At 69.4% G+C, this 16,927-nt stretch carries 17 protein-coding genes; all 17 read left to right on the top strand.

The features are described from left to right. The first annotated feature begins 88 nt into the window (after positions 1-88). The 17 genes from B7R24_RS07950 to lgt all read left to right on the top strand — a co-directional run bounded on the left by B7R24_RS07950 (position 89) and on the right by lgt (position 16,897). Complete coding sequence (locus tag B7R24_RS07950) at positions 89-1,384, top strand: bifunctional phosphopantothenoylcysteine decarboxylase/phosphopantothenate synthase (RefSeq protein ID WP_116418411.1); 1,296 nt, start codon at positions 89-91, stop codon at positions 1,382-1,384. Further along, a complete protein-coding gene (metK, locus tag B7R24_RS07945) occupies positions 1,381-2,577 on the top strand; it encodes a methionine adenosyltransferase (RefSeq protein ID WP_116418410.1) in 1,197 nt (398 codons plus the stop codon). The genes B7R24_RS07950 and metK overlap by 4 nt, the downstream gene beginning before the upstream one ends. Then, complete coding sequence (locus tag B7R24_RS07940; protein WP_116418409.1) at positions 2,574-4,682, top strand: primosomal protein N'; 2,109 nt, start codon at positions 2,574-2,576, stop codon at positions 4,680-4,682. The genes metK and B7R24_RS07940 overlap by 4 nt, the downstream gene beginning before the upstream one ends. Next, on the top strand, positions 4,679-5,707 hold the full coding sequence (gene fmt / locus B7R24_RS07935; RefSeq protein WP_116418408.1) for a methionyl-tRNA formyltransferase: 1,029 nt from the start codon (positions 4,679-4,681) through the stop codon (positions 5,705-5,707). Before B7R24_RS07940 ends, fmt begins: the two co-directional genes overlap by 4 nt. Beyond that, a complete protein-coding gene (locus B7R24_RS07930) occupies positions 5,704-7,209 on the top strand; it encodes an RsmB/NOP family class I SAM-dependent RNA methyltransferase (protein ID WP_437123515.1) in 1,506 nt (501 codons plus the stop codon). The genes fmt and B7R24_RS07930 overlap by 4 nt, the downstream gene beginning before the upstream one ends. A gap of 39 nt (positions 7,210-7,248) precedes the next feature. Next, complete coding sequence (gene rpe, locus B7R24_RS07925) at positions 7,249-7,911, top strand: ribulose-phosphate 3-epimerase (RefSeq protein ID WP_116418407.1); 663 nt, start codon at positions 7,249-7,251, stop codon at positions 7,909-7,911. A 9-nt stretch (positions 7,912-7,920) separates the two neighbouring features. Continuing rightward, positions 7,921-8,184 carry a phosphoribosyl-ATP diphosphatase gene (locus B7R24_RS07920; RefSeq protein ID WP_116418406.1) on the top strand — a complete coding sequence of 88 codons (264 nt, stop codon included), beginning with the start codon at positions 7,921-7,923 and terminating at the stop codon, positions 8,182-8,184. Positions 8,185-8,219: 35 nt separating this feature from the next. Then, positions 8,220-9,059: an ATP phosphoribosyltransferase gene (gene hisG, locus B7R24_RS07915; RefSeq protein WP_116418405.1), complete on the top strand. Its 840-nt coding sequence runs from the start codon at positions 8,220-8,222 to the stop codon at positions 9,057-9,059. Between the two features lie 2 nt (positions 9,060-9,061). Further along, positions 9,062-9,823, top strand: coding sequence for an imidazole glycerol phosphate synthase subunit HisF (hisF, locus tag B7R24_RS07910; RefSeq protein ID WP_116418404.1), 762 nt, complete (start codon positions 9,062-9,064; stop codon positions 9,821-9,823). Beyond that, entirely contained in the window at positions 9,820-10,230 is a 411-nt protein-coding gene (gene hisI / locus B7R24_RS07905; protein WP_116418403.1) for a phosphoribosyl-AMP cyclohydrolase, read from the top strand. The genes hisF and hisI overlap by 4 nt, the downstream gene beginning before the upstream one ends. A gap of 5 nt (positions 10,231-10,235) precedes the next feature. Next, positions 10,236-11,771 (top strand): anthranilate synthase component I, encoded by a 1,536-nt coding sequence (locus B7R24_RS07900; protein WP_116418402.1) that lies wholly within the window; start codon positions 10,236-10,238, stop codon positions 11,769-11,771. Then, a complete protein-coding gene (locus B7R24_RS07895; protein ID WP_116418401.1) occupies positions 11,768-12,607 on the top strand; it encodes a Trp biosynthesis-associated membrane protein in 840 nt (279 codons plus the stop codon). Before B7R24_RS07900 ends, B7R24_RS07895 begins: the two co-directional genes overlap by 4 nt. Positions 12,608-12,666: 59 nt before the next feature. Beyond that, entirely contained in the window at positions 12,667-12,897 is a 231-nt protein-coding gene (locus tag B7R24_RS07890) for a DUF6704 family protein (RefSeq protein ID WP_116418400.1), read from the top strand. 6 nt (positions 12,898-12,903) lie between these two features. Beyond that, positions 12,904-13,677, top strand: a complete 774-nt coding sequence (gene trpC, locus B7R24_RS07885; protein ID WP_116418399.1) for an indole-3-glycerol phosphate synthase TrpC — start codon at positions 12,904-12,906, stop codon at positions 13,675-13,677. After that, positions 13,674-14,999, top strand: a complete 1,326-nt coding sequence (trpB, locus tag B7R24_RS07880) for a tryptophan synthase subunit beta (RefSeq protein WP_116418398.1) — start codon at positions 13,674-13,676, stop codon at positions 14,997-14,999. Before trpC ends, trpB begins: the two co-directional genes overlap by 4 nt. Continuing rightward, complete coding sequence (gene trpA, locus B7R24_RS07875) at positions 14,996-15,799, top strand: tryptophan synthase subunit alpha (RefSeq protein WP_116418397.1); 804 nt, start codon at positions 14,996-14,998, stop codon at positions 15,797-15,799. Before trpB ends, trpA begins: the two co-directional genes overlap by 4 nt. 75 nt (positions 15,800-15,874) lie before the next feature. Next, entirely contained in the window at positions 15,875-16,897 is a 1,023-nt protein-coding gene (gene lgt / locus B7R24_RS07870; RefSeq protein WP_116418396.1) for a prolipoprotein diacylglyceryl transferase, read from the top strand. Positions 16,898-16,927: the final 30 nt, after the last annotated feature.

Below are 16,927 nucleotides of genomic sequence, written 5' to 3'. Positions count from 1 at the left end.
CGGAGTAGCTCTTCTCTTCAGCACCGAGGGCTCGCCGTCACATCCTGACGGCGAGCTTTTTGCTGCCCGCACCTGCCAGAGTAGGACCATGAACATCGTCGTCGGTATCACCGGGGGTATTGCCGCCTACAAGGCCGTCGGGGTGGTGCGGGGGTTCGTTCTCGCCGGCCACTCCGTGCAGGTGATCGCCACCGAGCACGCACTGCGGTTCGTCGGCAAGCCGACGCTCGAAGCCATCTCGCGGAACACCGTTCACACCGACCTCTACGAAGGCGTCGCCGAGGTGCGGCACGTGGCCCTCGGGCAGGCGGCAGATCTGGTCGTGATCGCTCCGACGACGGCGAACACACTGGCGAAGCTGGCGGCGGGCCTTGCAGACGATCTGCTCGGCAACACGGTGCTGGCGACGACGGCGCCCATCCTGCTCGCGCCGGCGATGCACACCGAGATGTGGCGGAACGCGGCCACCGTGGCCAACGCGGCCCTGCTCGCCTTGCGGGGGTACCGCTTCATCGGGCCCGCGACGGGGCAGCTGACCGGTACCGATGTCGGGCCGGGCCGGATGTCGGAGCCCGACGAGATCGTGACGGCGGGGTTGGCGCTGCTGGCGGAGGTCGGTGGGGCATCGGGGGCCGGCGGCGTCGATTCCGGCGCCGGCGGCGTCGATTCGGGCGCCGGCGGCGTCGATTCGGGCGCCGAGGATCTCGCGGGCCTCCGCATCCTGATCTCGGCCGGCGGCACGCGCGAGCCGCTGGACCCCGTACGCTTTCTCGGCAACCGCTCGAGCGGCAAGCAGGGTGCGGCCCTCGCCGAGGCCGCCCTGTCGCGCGGCGCTCGCGTCACGTTCGTCGGGGCCCACCTCGAGGTGGAGCCACCCCGCGGCACCGAGGTGCACGCTGTCGAGACGGCCGAACAGCTGCGCGCCGAGATGCTGGCGCTGCTCGGCGAGGCCGACGTGGTCATCATGGCGGCCGCGGTCGCCGACTACCGCCCGCGCGAGGTCTCGCCGGGCAAGATCAAGAAGGAGAAGACCGGCGACATCCTGACCCTCGAGCTCGTCAAGAACCCCGACATCCTGGCCGAGTTGGCGGCGAACAGCGCCCCGAACCAGACCGTCATCGGTTTTGCAGCCGAGACGGCTGGCACTCGCGATGAGCTGCTCGAGCTCGGCCGATCGAAGGCCGCCCGCAAACGCGCGACCTATCTTGTTGTCAACAGGGTGGGGTTCACCGAGGGTTTTGCCACAGACAGCAACACGGTCATCGTGCTCGATACGGCCGGGCATATAGTGATCGAGGCCACCGGCTCGAAGCTGTCGGTGGCTCACAGCATTCTGAACGTGCTGGCACAACCCGCACGGTCGAACCCCCCAGGAGCACAATGACTACCCTTCGCCTCTTCACCTCCGAGTCGGTCACCGAGGGCCACCCCGACAAGATCTGCGACCAGATCTCCGACAGCATCCTCGACGCCCTCCTCACGGTCGACCCGACCAGCCGCGTGGCCGTCGAGACCCTCGTGACGACGGGGCTCGTGCACGTCGCCGGCGAGGTGACGACCGAGGGGTACGTCGACATTCCCACGATCATCCGCGAGCGCGTGAACGCCATCGGCTACACCTCTTCAGACATCGGCTTCGACGGCAACAGCTGCGGGGTCTCGGTCTCGATCGGAGCGCAGTCGCCCGACATCGCGCAGGGTGTCAACAACGCGTGGGAGACCCGCCAGGGCGCGGGTGGTTCCGACCCGCTCGACCAGCAGGGCGCCGGCGACCAGGGCATCATGTTCGGCTTCGCGACGACCGAGACCCCGCAGCTCATGCCGCTGCCCATCTGGCTCGCGCACCGGCTCTCCGAGCGCCTCGCCGAGGTGCGCAAGACCGGGCAGCTCGACTACCTGCGGCCCGACGGCAAGACGCAGGTCACCATCGGCTACGACGGGCTCGTTCCCCGCACGGTCGACACCGTCGTTCTCTCGACCCAGCACACGCCGAGCGTCTCCACCGAGCAGCTGCAGCACGATGTGGCCGAGCTGGTCATCCAGCCCGTGCTCGACGACTCGCACCTCGACTCAGGGGCGACCAAATTCCTGATCAACCCCACCGGTCGTTTCGAGATCGGTGGACCGCAGGGCGACGCCGGGGTCACCGGCCGCAAGATCATCGTCGACACGTACGGCGGCGCCAGCAGGCACGGCGGCGGGGCCTTCAGTGGCAAAGACCCCTCGAAGGTCGACCGCTCGGCGGCCTACGCCATGCGCTGGGTCGCGAAGAACGCGGTCGCCGCCGGGTTCGCCGACAAGCTCGAGGTGCAGGTCGCGTACGCGATCGGCAAGTCGGCTCCGGTCGGGCTTTATGTCGAGACGTTCGGCACGGCCCACGTGCCCGACGAGCGCATCATCGAGGCCATCCGGCAGGTGTTCGACCTGCGGCCGGCGGCGATCATCCGCGATCTCGACCTGCTCCGTCCCATCTACGCCCAGACGGCCACCTACGGTCACTTCGGGCGCGAACTTCCCGACTTCACCTGGGAGCGCCTCGACCGGGTCGCCGACCTGCAGGCCGCAGCGGGGTTGTGAGCGCCGACGGCATCACCCCCGTAGCACGGGTGATGCTCGAGTCGCCGCTGCCGCAGCTCGACCGGCTGTTCGACTACCGCATTCCGCCGCACCTGGCCGAGGATGCCCGGCCGGGCGTGCGCGTCAAGGTTCCGTTGCGCACGGCGGGTCGCGTCTCGCGCGGCTACATCGTCGAGGTGACGAACCACGCAGACTACGTGGGCACCCTCAGCGACATCGAGGAGGTGGTGTCGCCGGTGCCGGTGCTGGCGCCCGAGGTCTGGCAACTCGCCCGGCGCGTGGCGACCCGGGCAGCGGGAAACGCGAGCGACGTGGTGCGCATCGCCGTGCCGCCGCGGCAGGTGCGCGTCGAGAAGGCGTGGGCGGCCCGCCAGGCTGCGGCCCGCGATGCGGCGGCGAGCCAGCCAGGGGCTGGCGAGGTGGCCAAGAGCCAGACAGCCGCGCCCTCAGCCATCCGCGACCACGCCGATGCGGCGGCGGGCGACCCCGACGAACCCGCAGGGCCCGGCGGCGCGCCTGCGGTGCGGGGCTACGGCGAGGGCGTCGTCGAGCGGGCGATTGCGGGGCGGGCGCGGCTCGCGATCACTGCGGTGCCCACCGTGCGGCAGGTGCCGGGTGGCTCGTGGGTGGGCGCCTGGGCCGAGACGATGGCCGCGATGGCCGCCGGCACCCTCCGGCTCGGCCGGTCAGCCATCCTGGTGGTGCCCGACTACCGCGACCAGCAGCAGCTCGAGACCGCCCTGCAGGGGGCGGGGGTGCCGGCCGACCTCCTCTCGCCGCTCGACGCGCACCAGACCAACCCCGAGCGCTACGGTCACTTTCTCGAGTGCCTGGAAGAGCATCCGCGGGTCATCTACGGTACCCGCTCAGCGATCTTCGCTCCCGCCCACGAGCTCGGTCTCATCGCGGTGTGGGACGACGGCGACCCCCTGCACAACGAGCCCCTCAGCCCCTATGTGTCGACCCGCGACGCGGCACTCGTTCGGCAGGAGCTGTCTGGGGCGGCCCTGGCATTCGTTGCGCACTCCCGCAGCTCCGAGGTCGAACGGCTCGTCGAGCTCGGCTTCCTGGCCGATGTCGAGCAGAGCCCCCGGTTTCTGCCGAACGTCGTGCCCACCTCCGCGCAGGTGTCGAACGACCGGTTCGCGCAGTCGGCGCGCATTCCGTCGGCCGCCTGGAACGCCGTTCGCACCGCGCTCGAGTCGGGCCCCGTTCTCGTGCAGGTCGCCCGCCCGGGCTACGCACCCGTGCTCGCCTGCGCCTCCTGCAACAGCCCCGCCCACTGCCTCGTCTGCGACGGCCCGCTGCGAACGACGACGAAGAACTCCCCGCCCTCGTGCGCCTGGTGCGGCGCCATCGCAGCCCAGTGGCAGTGCCGGCACTGCGAGGGCACGACGTTCCGCCTCATCGGCCAGGGCAGCACCCGCACCGCCGAAGACCTCGGGCGGGCCTTCCCGGCAACACGCATCGTCATCTCCGACGGCACCCGCTCGCTCGGCGACGTCTCGGCCGAGCCGGCGCTCGTGATCGCGACCCGCGGCGCCGAGCCGGTCGCGGCGGGCGGGTACCGCGCCGTGCTGCTGCTCGACGGCGAACGCATGCTCGCCCGCGAGTCGCTCACGGTGGCCGAGGACTGCCTGCGCTGGTGGTCGAACGCGATCGCACTGGCGGCCCCGCGGGCGCCTGCCATCATCGTGGGCGTCGGGGGTGAGCTCGCCCGAACACTGGTGACCTGGCAGCAGAACCGGTTCGCGCGCTCCGAACTGGCCGACCGACGACGGCTGCGCTTCCCACCCGCCGTGCGGGTCGCCACGGTGAGGGGAACCGCCGAAGCCGTTGCTGCAGCCGTGCAGCAGCTGCACGATTCGGTGCAGGGCGAAGACAGCGCGAAGATAGACGTGCTCGGTCCTGTTCCCGACGGTGACGAGTTCGTTCGTTCCATCGTGCGCTTCGACTACGCGGTCGGCGTGGCCGTTGCGGCCACACTGCGCGCCGCGGTCATCAAGAATGCGACCAGCCGGCGCAAGATTCCGGGCAAACCCGCCACGTACCGCTCCCCGCCGACCCTCCGGGTTCGCTTCGACGATTTGGAGATCCTCGATTGAGACTTGTGTTCGCCGGCACACCCGAGGTCAGCGCCCCGACGCTCCGCCGCCTCGCCGCTGACCCCCGGCACGAGATCGTCGCGGTCATCACGCGGCAGGATGCTCCGCAGGGTCGCAAGCGTGTGCTGACCGCGTCTCCCGTGGCAGACTGCGCCGGCGCTCTCGGGCTGCGCGTGATCAAAGCGAACAGGCTCGACGACGCCGTCACCGCTGAGGTCGAATCCCTCGGCGCCGAACTCGGGGTGATCGTCGCCTATGGCGGGTTCGTGCGCGAACCGCTGCTGAGCCTCCCGCGCCTCGGCTGGATCAACCTGCACTTCTCCCTGCTGCCGCGCTGGCGGGGCGCGGCGCCGGTGCAGCATGCGGTGATCGCCGGCGATGCTGTCACCGGTGCGTCGGTCTTCCAGTTGGTTGCGGGAATGGATGCCGGGCCTGTCTTTGCGACGCTCCGTACGCCGATCGGCGCACACCAGACATCCGGCAGCCTGCTGGGTGCGCTGGCCGACGACGGGGCCGGCCTCGTGGCCGACGTGGTGCAGGGTCTCGCCGACGGAACCGCCGTGTCGACGCCGCAGCAGGGCGAACCCACGCTCGCCCCCAAGCTGGCGCTGAAGGATGCCCGACTCGACTTCACCGAGCGGTCGGCGTCGATCTACCAGCGACTTCGCGGCGTGACGCCCGAGCCCGGTGCCTTCACGAGCATCGGCGGCGAGCGCTTCAAGATCCTCGAAGCGGAACCCGCGCACGATGCGCCCGCTCTGGCGCCGGGGCAGATCCGGCTGGTGGGCGGTACGCCGGTGATCGGCACGGCCGACGTTCCCCTGCGGCTCGTTCGCGTGCAGCCGTCGGGTCGAAAGCCGATGGCTGCCGCAGACTGGTGGCGCGGGGTGACGGGCGACGTCGTGGTGACCGACGGCATCGCAGATGGCGCGGCCGAGGGTCTGGCCACCGCAGCGACCAGCACCACAGACCCCGCCATGGCAGGCGATCGAACCGACGAGACACGAGAGGTGGTGGCGGAGTGAACGCCCAGCACGCCAGCCCGAACCCCAACCGCGACCGGGGCCGGGGCCGGGGAGCGGGTCGCGACCGCTCGGGTACCGCCCCGGGCCCCCGCGAGCGCACGCAGAGCGCCACAGCCGTACAGCCCGCGCGCCGCATCGCGTTCGAGGTCATCCGAGCTGTTCGCGAAGACGACGCCTATGCGAACCTGCTCCTGCCGACGAAGATCGCCCGCGCGAAGCTGAACACCGCCGACGCGGCCCTCGCCACCGAACTCACCTACGGAACCCTCCGCCAGCGCGGCTACTACGATCGCGTGATCGAGCTCGCCGCGAACCGGCGCATCGACGAGATCGACGGTGTGCTCGTCGACGTGCTCGAACTCGCCGCCCATCAGCTGCTGTCGCTGCGGGTCGCGAGCCATGCCGCGGTGAACGAAGCCGTCGAACTCGCGCGGGTCGTCGCATCCCGCTCGTCCACGGGTTTCGTGAACGGCGTCCTCCGCACCATCACGCGCACGACCCCCGACGAGTGGCAGGGCAGGGTGCTGGAGAACGCCCGCGATGCCGACGGGCGGCTCGAGGTGCTGTACTCGCATCCGTCGTGGATCATCCGCGCCTTCCGCCGCGCCCTGCTCACCGACGGAGCAACGGCTGACGAGGCCGAAGTCGACCTCGTCGAGCTGCTCGAAGCCGACAACGAGCCCGCGCGACTCGGGCTCGTCGCCCTGCCGGGGCTGGCGGATCGCGACGACATCACCGCCGACGGGCATCCGGCACCGTATTCGCCGTTCGGGTTCATCACGGATGCCGGCGATCCGCGGGGCATTCCCGAGGTACAGGCCGGCACCGTGCGCGTGCAGGACGAGGGCTCGCAACTCGCCGCCCTCGCGCTGACGCGTGCGGCACCGATCATGGCCGGTGAGCGCTGGCTCGACCTCTGCGCCGGCCCCGGCGGCAAGTCGGCCGTACTCGCGGCAGAGGCGCGGGCGGGCGGCGCCACTCTGGTCGCGAACGAGCCGGTTGCGGCCCGCGCCGAGCTCGTGCGGAACGCCCTGGCCGCCCTGCCGCATCCGCCCGAGGTGTGGGAGCTCGACGGAACCACGGTCGGCGAGACGAACCCGGGCGAGTTCGACCGCGTGCTCGTCGATGCGCCCTGCACCGGGCTCGGGGCGCTCCGGCGCCGGCCCGAGGCGCGGTGGCGCAAGTCGCCGAAAGACGTCGCCGAGCTGGTGCAGCTGCAGTCGCGGCTCATCGACGCGGCGGTTCAGGCGCTGAAGCCGGGCGGTATCCTCGCCTACGTCACGTGCTCACCGCACGTCGCCGAGACCCGCGGGCAGGTGACGGATGCTCTGAAGCGCCATGGGGGAGTGCTCGAGCCGCTCGCCACCCAGGCCACGCTGCAGTCACTCGCCGATACCCCGCTGGTGCTCGGATCAGACGAGACGCAGGCCCAGCTCTGGCCCCACCGCCACGGCACCGACGCCATGTTCATCGCCCTCCTCCGCAAGGCGCCCGCCGCCTGACGCCTGCGCCCGCCCCGCAGCCCCGGCTAGGGTTGGAGTGTGCCCGTGCGTATCCACCCCAGCATCCTGTCCGCCGACTTTGCGAACCTGCAGGCGGGAATCGAACGCGTCGCGACCGCCGACCTCGTGCACGTCGATGTGATGGACAACCATTTCGTGCCGAACCTCACCCTCGGCCTGCCCGTGGTCGAGGCGCTGCAGAAGGTCTCGCCACTGCCGCTCGACCTGCACCTGATGATCACCGATGCCGACCGCTGGGCGCCCGTCTACGCCGAGAGCGGCGCCTACTCGGTGACGTTCCACGCCGAAGCGGCCCAGGATGCAGTGGCCACCGCCCGGCGCATCAGGCAGATCGGCGCCCGCGCCGGCCTCGCCGTGAAGCCGGGCACGAGCATCGCCCCCTACCTCGAACTGCTGGCCGAATTCGACCTGCTGCTCATCATGACCGTCGAGCCGGGCTTCGGCGGGCAGTCGTTCATGGCCGACACGATGCCGAAGCTGAGCGCTGCACGCGAAGCAGTCGACCGGGCTGGTCTCGATGTCTGGCTGCAGGTCGACGGAGGCATCAGCGAAGACACGATCGGCATCGCGGCTGCCGCCGGCGCCGACACCTTCGTCGCCGGGTCGAGCGTGTTCGGGGCCGAGAACGCCGCGAACCAGATCGAGCTGCTGCGGAACCTCGCCGCCCAGCACACGCACTAACCTAGAAGGGTGAAGACCTTCGACACCCTGTTCGACGAGCTGATGCAGAAGCAGCAGCTGCGCCCCGAGGGATCGGGCACCGTTAGGGAGCTCGACGCCGGCGTGCACGCGATCGGCAAGAAGATCGTCGAAGAGGCCGCCGAGGTGTGGATGGCCGCGGAATACCAGAGCGACCGAGAGACAGCCGAAGAGATCTCGCAGCTGCTCTACCATCTGCAGGTGATGATGCTGGCGAAGGGCCTCAGCCCCGCCGACGTGTACAAACACCTCTGACCCTCCACAAACCCCCCCCCCACGAAAGTCCTGAAATGCTGAAAATCGCGGTGCCCAACAAGGGTTCGCTGTCAGAGACCGCCGCCCAGATGCTCGCCGAGGCCGGCTACATCGGGCGTCGCGACCCGCGCGAGCTGGTCACGCAGGATCCGAAGAACAGCGTCGAGTTCTTCTACCTGCGCCCGCGGGACATCGCCACCTACGTGGGGTCGGGCGCACTCGACGTCGGTATCACCGGCCGTGACCTTCTGCTCGACTCAGAGTCGCCGGCCGCCGAGGTCGCCGAATTGGACTTCGGGCAGTCCACCTTCCGTTTCGCCGCGCCGGGTGGCGCGTTCGAGACCCTCGACCAGCTGCAGGGCCGTCGCGTCGCGACCAGTTATCCCGGGCTGGTCGGCGCGTTCCTCGCACAGACGAACGTCACCGCGACCCTGGTGAAGCTCGACGGGGCCGTCGAGTCCGCCGTGCGACTGGGGGTGGCGGATGCGGTGGCCGACGTCGTCTCCACCGGCAGCACCCTGCGAAAGGCCGGTCTCGAGATCTTCGGTCCGGTCATCCTGCAGTCCACCGCTGTGCTGATCTCCTCGGGTACGCAGAGCCCCGCGGCCGAAACCCTGCTGCGCCGTCTGCAGGGCGTTCTCGTCGCCCGGCAGTACGTGCTGATGGACTACGACGTACCCCGCGTGCACCTCGACGCCGCGACGGCGATCACGCCGGGCATCGAGTCGCCCACCATCTCACCGCTCGCCGACGCCGACTGGGTGGCCGTTCGCGCGATGGTGCCCCGCAGCGAGATGAATCTCGTGATGGACTCGCTCTGGGAGGTCGGCGCCCGCGCCATCCTCGTCAGCCCGATCCACGCTGCCAGGCTCTGAGCATGGCACTCGCCGTTCGGGTGATCCCGTGCCTCGACGTGGCCGCCGGCCGGGTCGTCAAGGGCGTCAACTTCGAGAACCTCCGTGACGCCGGTGACCCCGTCGAGCTCGCCCGGCTCTACGCGGCGCAGGGTGCCGATGAGATCACCTTCCTCGATGTGACCGCCACGGTCGACGAACGCGCGACGACCTACGACATCGTGCGGCAGACTGCCGAGCAGGTCTTCATTCCGCTCACCGTCGGCGGGGGAGTGCGCACCGCCGAAGACGTGGCGATGCTGCTCGCGAGCGGAGCCGACAAGGTGGGCGTCAACTCCGCCGCCATCGCCCGCCCCGAACTGCTCGGGGAGATCGCCGACCGGTTCGGCGCCCAGGTGCTGGTGCTCTCGCTCGACGTCAAACGATCCGCCCGAACCGACTCGGGGTTCGTCGTCACCACCCACGGCGGCCGCCGCGAGACCGATCTGGACGCCCTCGCCTGGGCCACCCGGGCCATCGAACTGGGGGCGGGCGAACTGCTCGTCAACTCGATCGACGCCGACGGAACGAAAGACGGCTACGACCTGGAATTGATCGGTCTCATGAAGGGGTTCAGTTCGGTTCCCGTCATCGCGTCGGGCGGCGCCGGCACGGTGGACGACTTTCCCGAGGCGATCGCGGCGGGTGCCGATGCCGTACTCGCGGCCTCCGTGTTCCACAATCGCGAGCTGACGATCGGTGACGTGAAGGCGGCCCTGAGAAGAAAAGGGGTGACCGTTCGATGAGCGATCCGACCGCCATACTGCCCACCGACGTCGAGGCGGTCATCGCGCGCGCGACGTTCAGCGAGAAGGGCCTGCTGCCGGCCATCATCCAGCAGTTCGACACGCTCGAGGTGCTGATGATGGGCTGGATGGATGCCGAGGCCCTGCGCCGCACCTACACCAGCGGCCGCGTCACGTTCTGGTCGCGCTCCCGCCAGGAGTACTGGCGTAAGGGCGACACCTCGGGCCACGCGCAGTATGTGCACGAAGCCGCCCTGGACTGCGATGGCGATACGCTTCTCGTGAAGGTCGACCAGATCGGCGTGGCCTGCCACACCGGCACCCGAACCTGTTTCGACGGCGACCCTCTGGCTCCGGCGCGGTTCGCTGCTGGCGGCCTGTCCTCCTCTCTCGACGCTGGCGAATGACGGTGATGGCTGAAACACGAACGACCTCGACCACCCGCGTGGACTTCGACGACCTCCTGTCGACGCATCGCGTCATTCCGGTCATCCGCACCCTCTTCGCCGACGGCGAGACACCGGTGGGCATCTACCGCAAGCTGAGCGACAACCGGCCGGGCACCTTCCTGCTCGAGTCGGCCGCCCAGGGCGGGGTCTGGTCGCGCTTCTCGTTCATCGGCGTGTCGAGCTACGGCGTGTTGAGCGCCGAGGGCGACCGCGCCATCTGGATGGGATCGGGCCTCAGCTCGGCCCGCGCCTTCCCGCACGGAATGCCCGCCGGCCCGCTCGAGGCTCTCGCCGAGCTCTACGAAGAGTGGAAGACGCCGGCCATCCCCGGGCATCCGCCCCTCACCGGCGGGCTCGTGGGCTTCATCGGGTGGGAGGCGGTTCGCCAGATCGAGCACCTGCCCGACCAGCCTCCCGCCGACTTCGCCATCCCGAGCCAGGCGCTCTCGTTCGTCTCCGACCTGATCGCGGTCGACCACCTGCTCGGCACGGTCGTGCTGGTGTCGACGGTGCTCGCCGACGCCGGTGCCGACACCGGCGACGACCTGTGGCGCGACGCGCAGACGCGCCTCGATTCGATGCAGCGCCGCCTCTCCAAGCCCGCCGAAGCCTGGTTGGCCGAGGCTGACTTCAGCCTGGCGGCGGCTCCGGATGCCCGGACCACGCGAGACGAATTCCTCGCGTCGATCGCGGTGGCCAAGGAGCACATCCGTGACGGCGACATCTTCCAGGTCGTGATCGCCCAGCGCTTCGACCTGGAGTGCACGGCCGAACCGATCGACGTCTACCGGGTGCTGCGCACGCTCAACCCGAGCCCGTATCTGTACCTCCTGAACCTGGAATCGCCCTCGCGGCAGCCCTATGCGATCGTCGGGTCGAGCCCCGAGGCTCTCGTCACCGTAGGCAGCGGCCGGGCTTTCACGCACCCGATCGCCGGATCGCGCCCGCGCGGTGCCACCGTCGAGCAGGACGACGCTTTCGAGACCGACCTGCTCGCCGACCCGAAGGAGCGCGCAGAACACCTCATGCTCGTCGACCTCGCCCGCAACGACCTGCTCAAGGTCTGCGAAGCGGGCTCGGTCGAGGTCACCGAGTTCATGCGCATCGAACGGTTCAGCCACATCATGCACATCGTCTCGTCGGTCGAAGGAACGCTCGCGCCCGACGTCACGGCGATCGACGTCTTTCGAGCCACCTTCCCGGCGGGAACCCTGTCGGGCGCCCCGAAACCGCGGGCCATGCAGATCATCGACGACCTCGAACCCGCCCAGCGGGGGCTCTACGGGGGAGTGGTCGGCTACTTCGACTTCGCCGGCGACGCCGACCTCGCCATCGCCATCCGCACCGCCGTGATCGCTGAGGGAGTGGCCCGGGTGCAGGCCGGTGGCGGGCTCGTGGCCGACTCCGACCCCGACTCCGAGTTCATCGAGTCGCAGAACAAGGCGGCTGCACCACTTCGCGCGGTGGCAATCGCGAACGCGATGACGAGGGTCGGATGACCGGCGGGACAGGCTCGGCCGAGCAACCATCCCCGGCCGACGCGACCGCCACCCAGGGCGGAGCCGAGCTGCGGGCATCCCGTACCCGACGGTTGAAGTCCCTCACCATCCTCGCCGTGATCGTCTGGAGCGCTCTCGTCTTCCTCTCCTGGTCGCAGCCGTGGTTCACCCTGCACGCCCAGGGTCGGGCGGGTGACACCGTGTCGGTGACCGTGCAGGGCGCCGTGGCCGCGCCCGCGCTCTCGGCCCTCGCGCTGGCCGGGCTGGCGCTCTCGGCGGCCCTGGCGATCGCGGGGCGGTTCATCCGCATCGTGCTCGGGGTGCTCGAGCTGGTGCTCGGGGTCTCGATCACTTTCTCGGCCGTAGCCGCCCTCGCCGACCCCGTCGGTGCGGGGCAGTCTGCCATCACCACGGCCACCGGGGTTGCGGGAACGAGTTCGATCAGCCAGATCGCCACCGCAGCCGGGGCGGAGCTGTGGCCCTTTCTCGCCATCGTCGCTGGCGTGCTGATGGCGCTGACGGGCATCCTGATCGTTCTGTCGATCGCGCGCTGGCCCGAGTCCGGCCGCAAGTACCAGCCGGTCACGTACGCCGCCGCAGACGGGCGCACCTCGGGTGATCCGGCTGACCTTGTGCTGTCAGACGAGGAGCGCGTTCCGAACGGCGCTCTGTCGACCGATGCCGAGGCGCTGGACGCGACCACTCCCGACGACACCACCGACGCCGACGACACCACGCCGCGTGATCGGGGTGTCCACCGCGACGTGGACACCGCCCGCACGCAGGCCGTCGACAGCTGGGACAGCCTGACCCGCGGGCAGGACCCGACGGACTGACCCGGGAAGCACCGGATACACTGGACACCGACCCGCGACCGCACTTTTCAAGGAGCACAATGACCAACGAGACCGAAGAACTCGGCCACGGCAGTTCGACCGCATCATGGACGGCCGTCGTCATCATGCTGGTGGCTTTCGCCATCGGCACGGTCGCCTTCTTCTTCAGCATCGTCTGGCTCGTCTGGGCGGCGGTCGGTCTCGTCGTCGTCGGTCTGCTGGTGGGCTACGGCCTCGCCAAGGCGGGCTACGGCGTCGGCGGCTCCCGCGTCGCGGCCAGGGGGCACTGACCACCCGTGCTCGACACCCTGACCGCTGGAGCTGCTGAAGACGCCAGCGCGCGGCTCGCCCTGGTCGGCTTCGACGAGGTCGAGAAGAGGGCCCTCGCTATGCCTCCGGCCCTCGACGCCCTCGCTTTCCTCGCCCCGGCCGAACGAGTCAAGATCATCGCCGAGATCAAACGGGCGAGCCCGTCGCGCGGGTCCCTGGCAGCCATCACCGACCCCGCCGCGCTCGCCTCCACCTACCAGTCCGCCGGCGCGAGCGCCGTGAGCGTGCTCACCGAGGGCCGAAAGTTCAAGGGCTCGCTCGAAGACCTCGAGCTGGTGCGCGACACCGTCTCCATTCCGGTGCTGCGCAAAGACTTCGTCTCGCTCGACTACCAGGTGTTCGAGGCGCGTGCCGCCGGTGCCGACCTCGTGCTGCTCATCGTCGCTGCGCTCGAGCAGCCGGTGCTGCAACACCTGCACGAACTCATCCATTCCCTCGGCATGACCGCACTCGTCGAGACGCACTCGGCCGACGAGGTCGAACGCGCACTCGATCTCGGTGCCTCACTCATCGGTGTCAACGCCCGCAACCTGTCGACGTTCGAACTCGACCCCGACCTGTTCGGAACGCTCGCCGACCGCATCCCGGCCGGAATCATCCGCGTGGCCGAGTCGGCCGTCAAGACAGCCGCCGACGTGAGCCACTACCGTTCGAGCGGCGCCGACGTGGTGCTGGTGGGCGAAGCCCTCGTCACCGGCGACCCGGCGCGCACCCTCGAAGAATTCCTAGGAGTCTCATGACCACCCACCTCCGCGACGAACAGGGGCCGTTCTTCGGCGAATTCGGCGGACGATTCATGCCCGAGTCGCTCATCGCCGCTCTCGACGAGATCTCGGCCGCCTACGGCGTGGCGAAGAACGATCCGGCCTTCGCCGCCGAACTCGCCTCGCTTCACCGTACCTACACCGGGCGGCCGTCGATCATCACCGAGGCACCGAGGTTCGCCGCGCATGCGGGCGGAGCACGCATCATCCTGAAGCGTGAAGACCTGAACCACACGGGCTCGCACAAGATCAACAACGTTCTCGGCCAGGCGCTGCTCGCGAAGCGCCTCGGCAAGACCCGCCTGATAGCCGAGACCGGGGCCGGGCAGCACGGCGTCGCCACGGCCACCGCAGCCGCCCTGATGGGCATGAGCTGCATCGTGTACATGGGTGAGGTCGACACCGAGCGGCAGGCGCTGAACGTGGCGCGCATGCGCCTTCTCGGCGCCGAGGTGGTTCCCGTCACGACCGGCACGCGCACCCTGAAAGACGCCCTCAACGAGGCGTTCCGTGACTGGGTGGCCAACGTCGGCGACACGCACTACGTCCTCGGCACAGTGGCCGGCCCGCACCCGTTCCCGGTGATGGTGCGCGACTTCCACAAGATCATCGGCGAAGAGGCCCGCCAACAGGTGCTCGACCTGACGGGTGCGCTGCCCGACGCCGTGGTCGCCTGCGTCGGCGGAGGCTCGAACGCCATCGGCATCTTCCACGCCTTCCTCGACGACCCCGACGTGCGCCTGATCGGGTACGAGGCGGCCGGAGACGGCGTCGAGACCCTGCGCCACTCGGCCACGATCACGAAGGGTCGCCCCGGCGTGCTGCACGGCTCGCGCAGCCTGATCCTGCAGAACGAAGACGGCCAGACGCTCGACTCGCACTCCATCTCTGCGGGCCTCGACTACCCGGGGGTCGGCCCGGAGCACGCCTGGCTCGCCTCCATCGGTCGCGCCGAGTACCTGCCGATCACCGACACCGAGGCGATGGCAGCCTTCCGGCTGCTCTGCGAGACCGAGGGCATCATCCCGGCGATCGAGACGGCGCACGCTCTGGCCGGTGCACTCACGCTGGGCCGCGAGCTCGGGCCCGACGGCGTCATCCTGCTGAACCTGAGCGGGCGCGGCGACAAAGACGTCGAGACCGCAGCGCGCTACTTCGGCGTGCTCGACGAGGCGGCCCTGGTCGCCACCGAGGTCGAATACAGCTCGCTCGAGCCGGGCGAACTGGGCGTGAACGCCCTGCGCGTCGATTCCGAGGAGGCCGCCGACCTGGCATCGGGTGCCGGGGTGCAACTGTGAGCGACACCGCGACGACCGACTCGCCCGTCGGTACCCGCATCGCCCGCGCCAACTCCGAACGGGCGGGCGCCCTCATCGGGTACCTGCCCGTCGGCTTCCCCACGATCGATCAGAGCGTCGACGCGGCCGTGGCGCTCGTCGAGAACGGCGTCGACGTGCTGGAGCTCGGCCTGCCGTACTCCGATCCCGTGATGGACGGCCCGGTCATCCAGCGCGCCACCCAGACCGCGCTCGAGAACGGTTTCCGCCTGCGCGATGCGTTCACCGCTGTCGAGGCCATCCGTTCGAGGGTGGATGCGCCGATCCTGCTCATGACGTACTGGAACCCGGTGGTGCAGTACGGCGTCGACCGCTTCGCCGACGACCTCGTCTCGGCGGGGGGCGCCGGGCTCATCACGCCCGACCTCACCGTGGACTCCGGTGCCGAGTGGCTCGCCACGAGCGACCGCACCAGGCTCGACCGGGTGTTCCTCGCGGCACCGACCTCGACCGACGCGCGTCTCGAGGTCGTCACCCAGAGCAGCCGGGGCTTCGTCTACGTCGTTTCCACCATGGGCGTCACCGGCGCCCGCACCGATGTCGACGTTTCGGCGCGCACCCTCGTCGACCGCCTCCGTGCGGCCGGTTCGACCAGCGCGTGTGTGGGCATCGGCATCTCGACCGGTGACCAGGTCGCCGAAGTACTCGCCTACGCCGATGGCGCCATTGTGGGATCGGCCCTCGTACGCGCACTGAACGACGACGGTGTCAGCGGTGTCGCGCGTGTCGCCGCCGGCCTCGCCGCTGGTACCGCGCGCTGACCCCAGCACCCTAGAATTGGGCTTGCCGTTTGCCCCCCTCGCATTCGTCTCCCGTATGGAAGGTCAACCACCAAGGTGTTTTTGCCGCAGAGCATTCCCAGCCCGTCGATCAGCGCGCTCGACATCACCGGGTGGATTCGCACGTTGGGCATCGACCTGCCCGGCAACTGGAACCTGAGCATCAAGTTCTATGCCCTGTGCATCCTGCTCGGCATCATCATCGCGACGATCATGACCTCCAGACGTCTCACGAAGCGCGGCGCAGAGCCCGGTATCGTGCTGGACATCATCCTCTGGGCTGTGCCGCTGGGCATCATCGGGTCGCGCGTGTTCCACGTGCTCACCCACCCGGGCGACTACTTCTACCCCGGTGCAGACCTCCTGAAGACGCTGTACATCTGGGAGGGCGGTATCGCGATCTACGGCGGGCTGATCGGTGGGGCCCTCGGCGCCTACATCGGGTGCCGGCTGACGGGCATCCGCCTGTGGACCTTCGGTGACGCACTCGCCCCGGGCCTGCTGCTCGCCCAGGCCTTCGGGCGCTTCGGCAACTACTTCAACCAGGAGCTGTTCGGCTATCCGACAAACGGCTGGTGGGGGCTCGAGATCGCCTCGCCGAACCCGGCCATCCCGATCGGCCTGGCACCCGGAACGCTGTTCCAGCCCACCTTCGCCTACGAGGTCATCTGGGACGTCATCGGGGTCATCGTCCTCCTCACGCTCAGCAGCAGGCTGAAGCTCCAGTGGGGCAAGGTCTTCGGTGCCTACCTCATCTGGTACGGCGCCGGCCGCAGCGTCTTCGAGACCATCCGTATCGATCCGAGCGAGATCTTCTTCGGAGTGCGCACGAACGTCTGGGCCTCCTGGATCGCGATCGCACTGGGGCTCATCCTGATCCTCGTGCAGACCAAGCGTCATCCCGGTGTCGAACGCGGCCCGTACCGTTCAGGAATAGCGTGGTCTGCGACAAGCACTGAGGTAGACTCGGCAGACAGATACACAGACGAAGAACTCAGCGGCGACGATGCCCTTGACGAGTCTGTTTCTGGTGACGCACCCCGTGAACCGAAGGCCACAAGCACAGTCGGAAAGAAATAGCAGTCGTACTCAACTGCCCGTCACCATCGC

The organism is Subtercola boreus (assembly GCF_003399645.1).
GTDB classification, from domain to species: domain Bacteria; phylum Actinomycetota; class Actinomycetes; order Actinomycetales; family Microbacteriaceae; genus Subtercola; species Subtercola boreus_A.
Note: the sequence above shows the minus strand (reverse complement) of the source record. Positions and strands in the feature narration are given on the sequence as shown.

Excerpts from the sequence above, each read along its gene's own strand:
- B7R24_RS07950 (WP_116418411.1), top strand. The coding sequence starts at position 89 with ATGAACATCGTCGTCGGTATCACCGGGGGTATTGCCGCCTACAAGGCC.
- metK (WP_116418410.1), top strand. The coding sequence starts at position 1,381 with ATGACTACCCTTCGCCTCTTCACCTCCGAGTCGGTCACCGAGGGCCAC.
- hisG (WP_116418405.1), top strand. The coding sequence starts at position 8,220 with ATGCTGAAAATCGCGGTGCCCAACAAGGGTTCGCTGTCAGAGACCGCC.
- hisF (WP_116418404.1), top strand. The coding sequence starts at position 9,062 with ATGGCACTCGCCGTTCGGGTGATCCCGTGCCTCGACGTGGCCGCCGGC.
- hisI (WP_116418403.1), top strand. The coding sequence starts at position 9,820 with ATGAGCGATCCGACCGCCATACTGCCCACCGACGTCGAGGCGGTCATC.
- B7R24_RS07900 (WP_116418402.1), top strand. The coding sequence starts at position 10,236 with ATGGCTGAAACACGAACGACCTCGACCACCCGCGTGGACTTCGACGAC.
- B7R24_RS07895 (WP_116418401.1), top strand. The coding sequence starts at position 11,768 with ATGACCGGCGGGACAGGCTCGGCCGAGCAACCATCCCCGGCCGACGCG.
- B7R24_RS07890 (WP_116418400.1), top strand. The coding sequence starts at position 12,667 with ATGACCAACGAGACCGAAGAACTCGGCCACGGCAGTTCGACCGCATCA.
- trpB (WP_116418398.1), top strand. The coding sequence starts at position 13,674 with ATGACCACCCACCTCCGCGACGAACAGGGGCCGTTCTTCGGCGAATTC.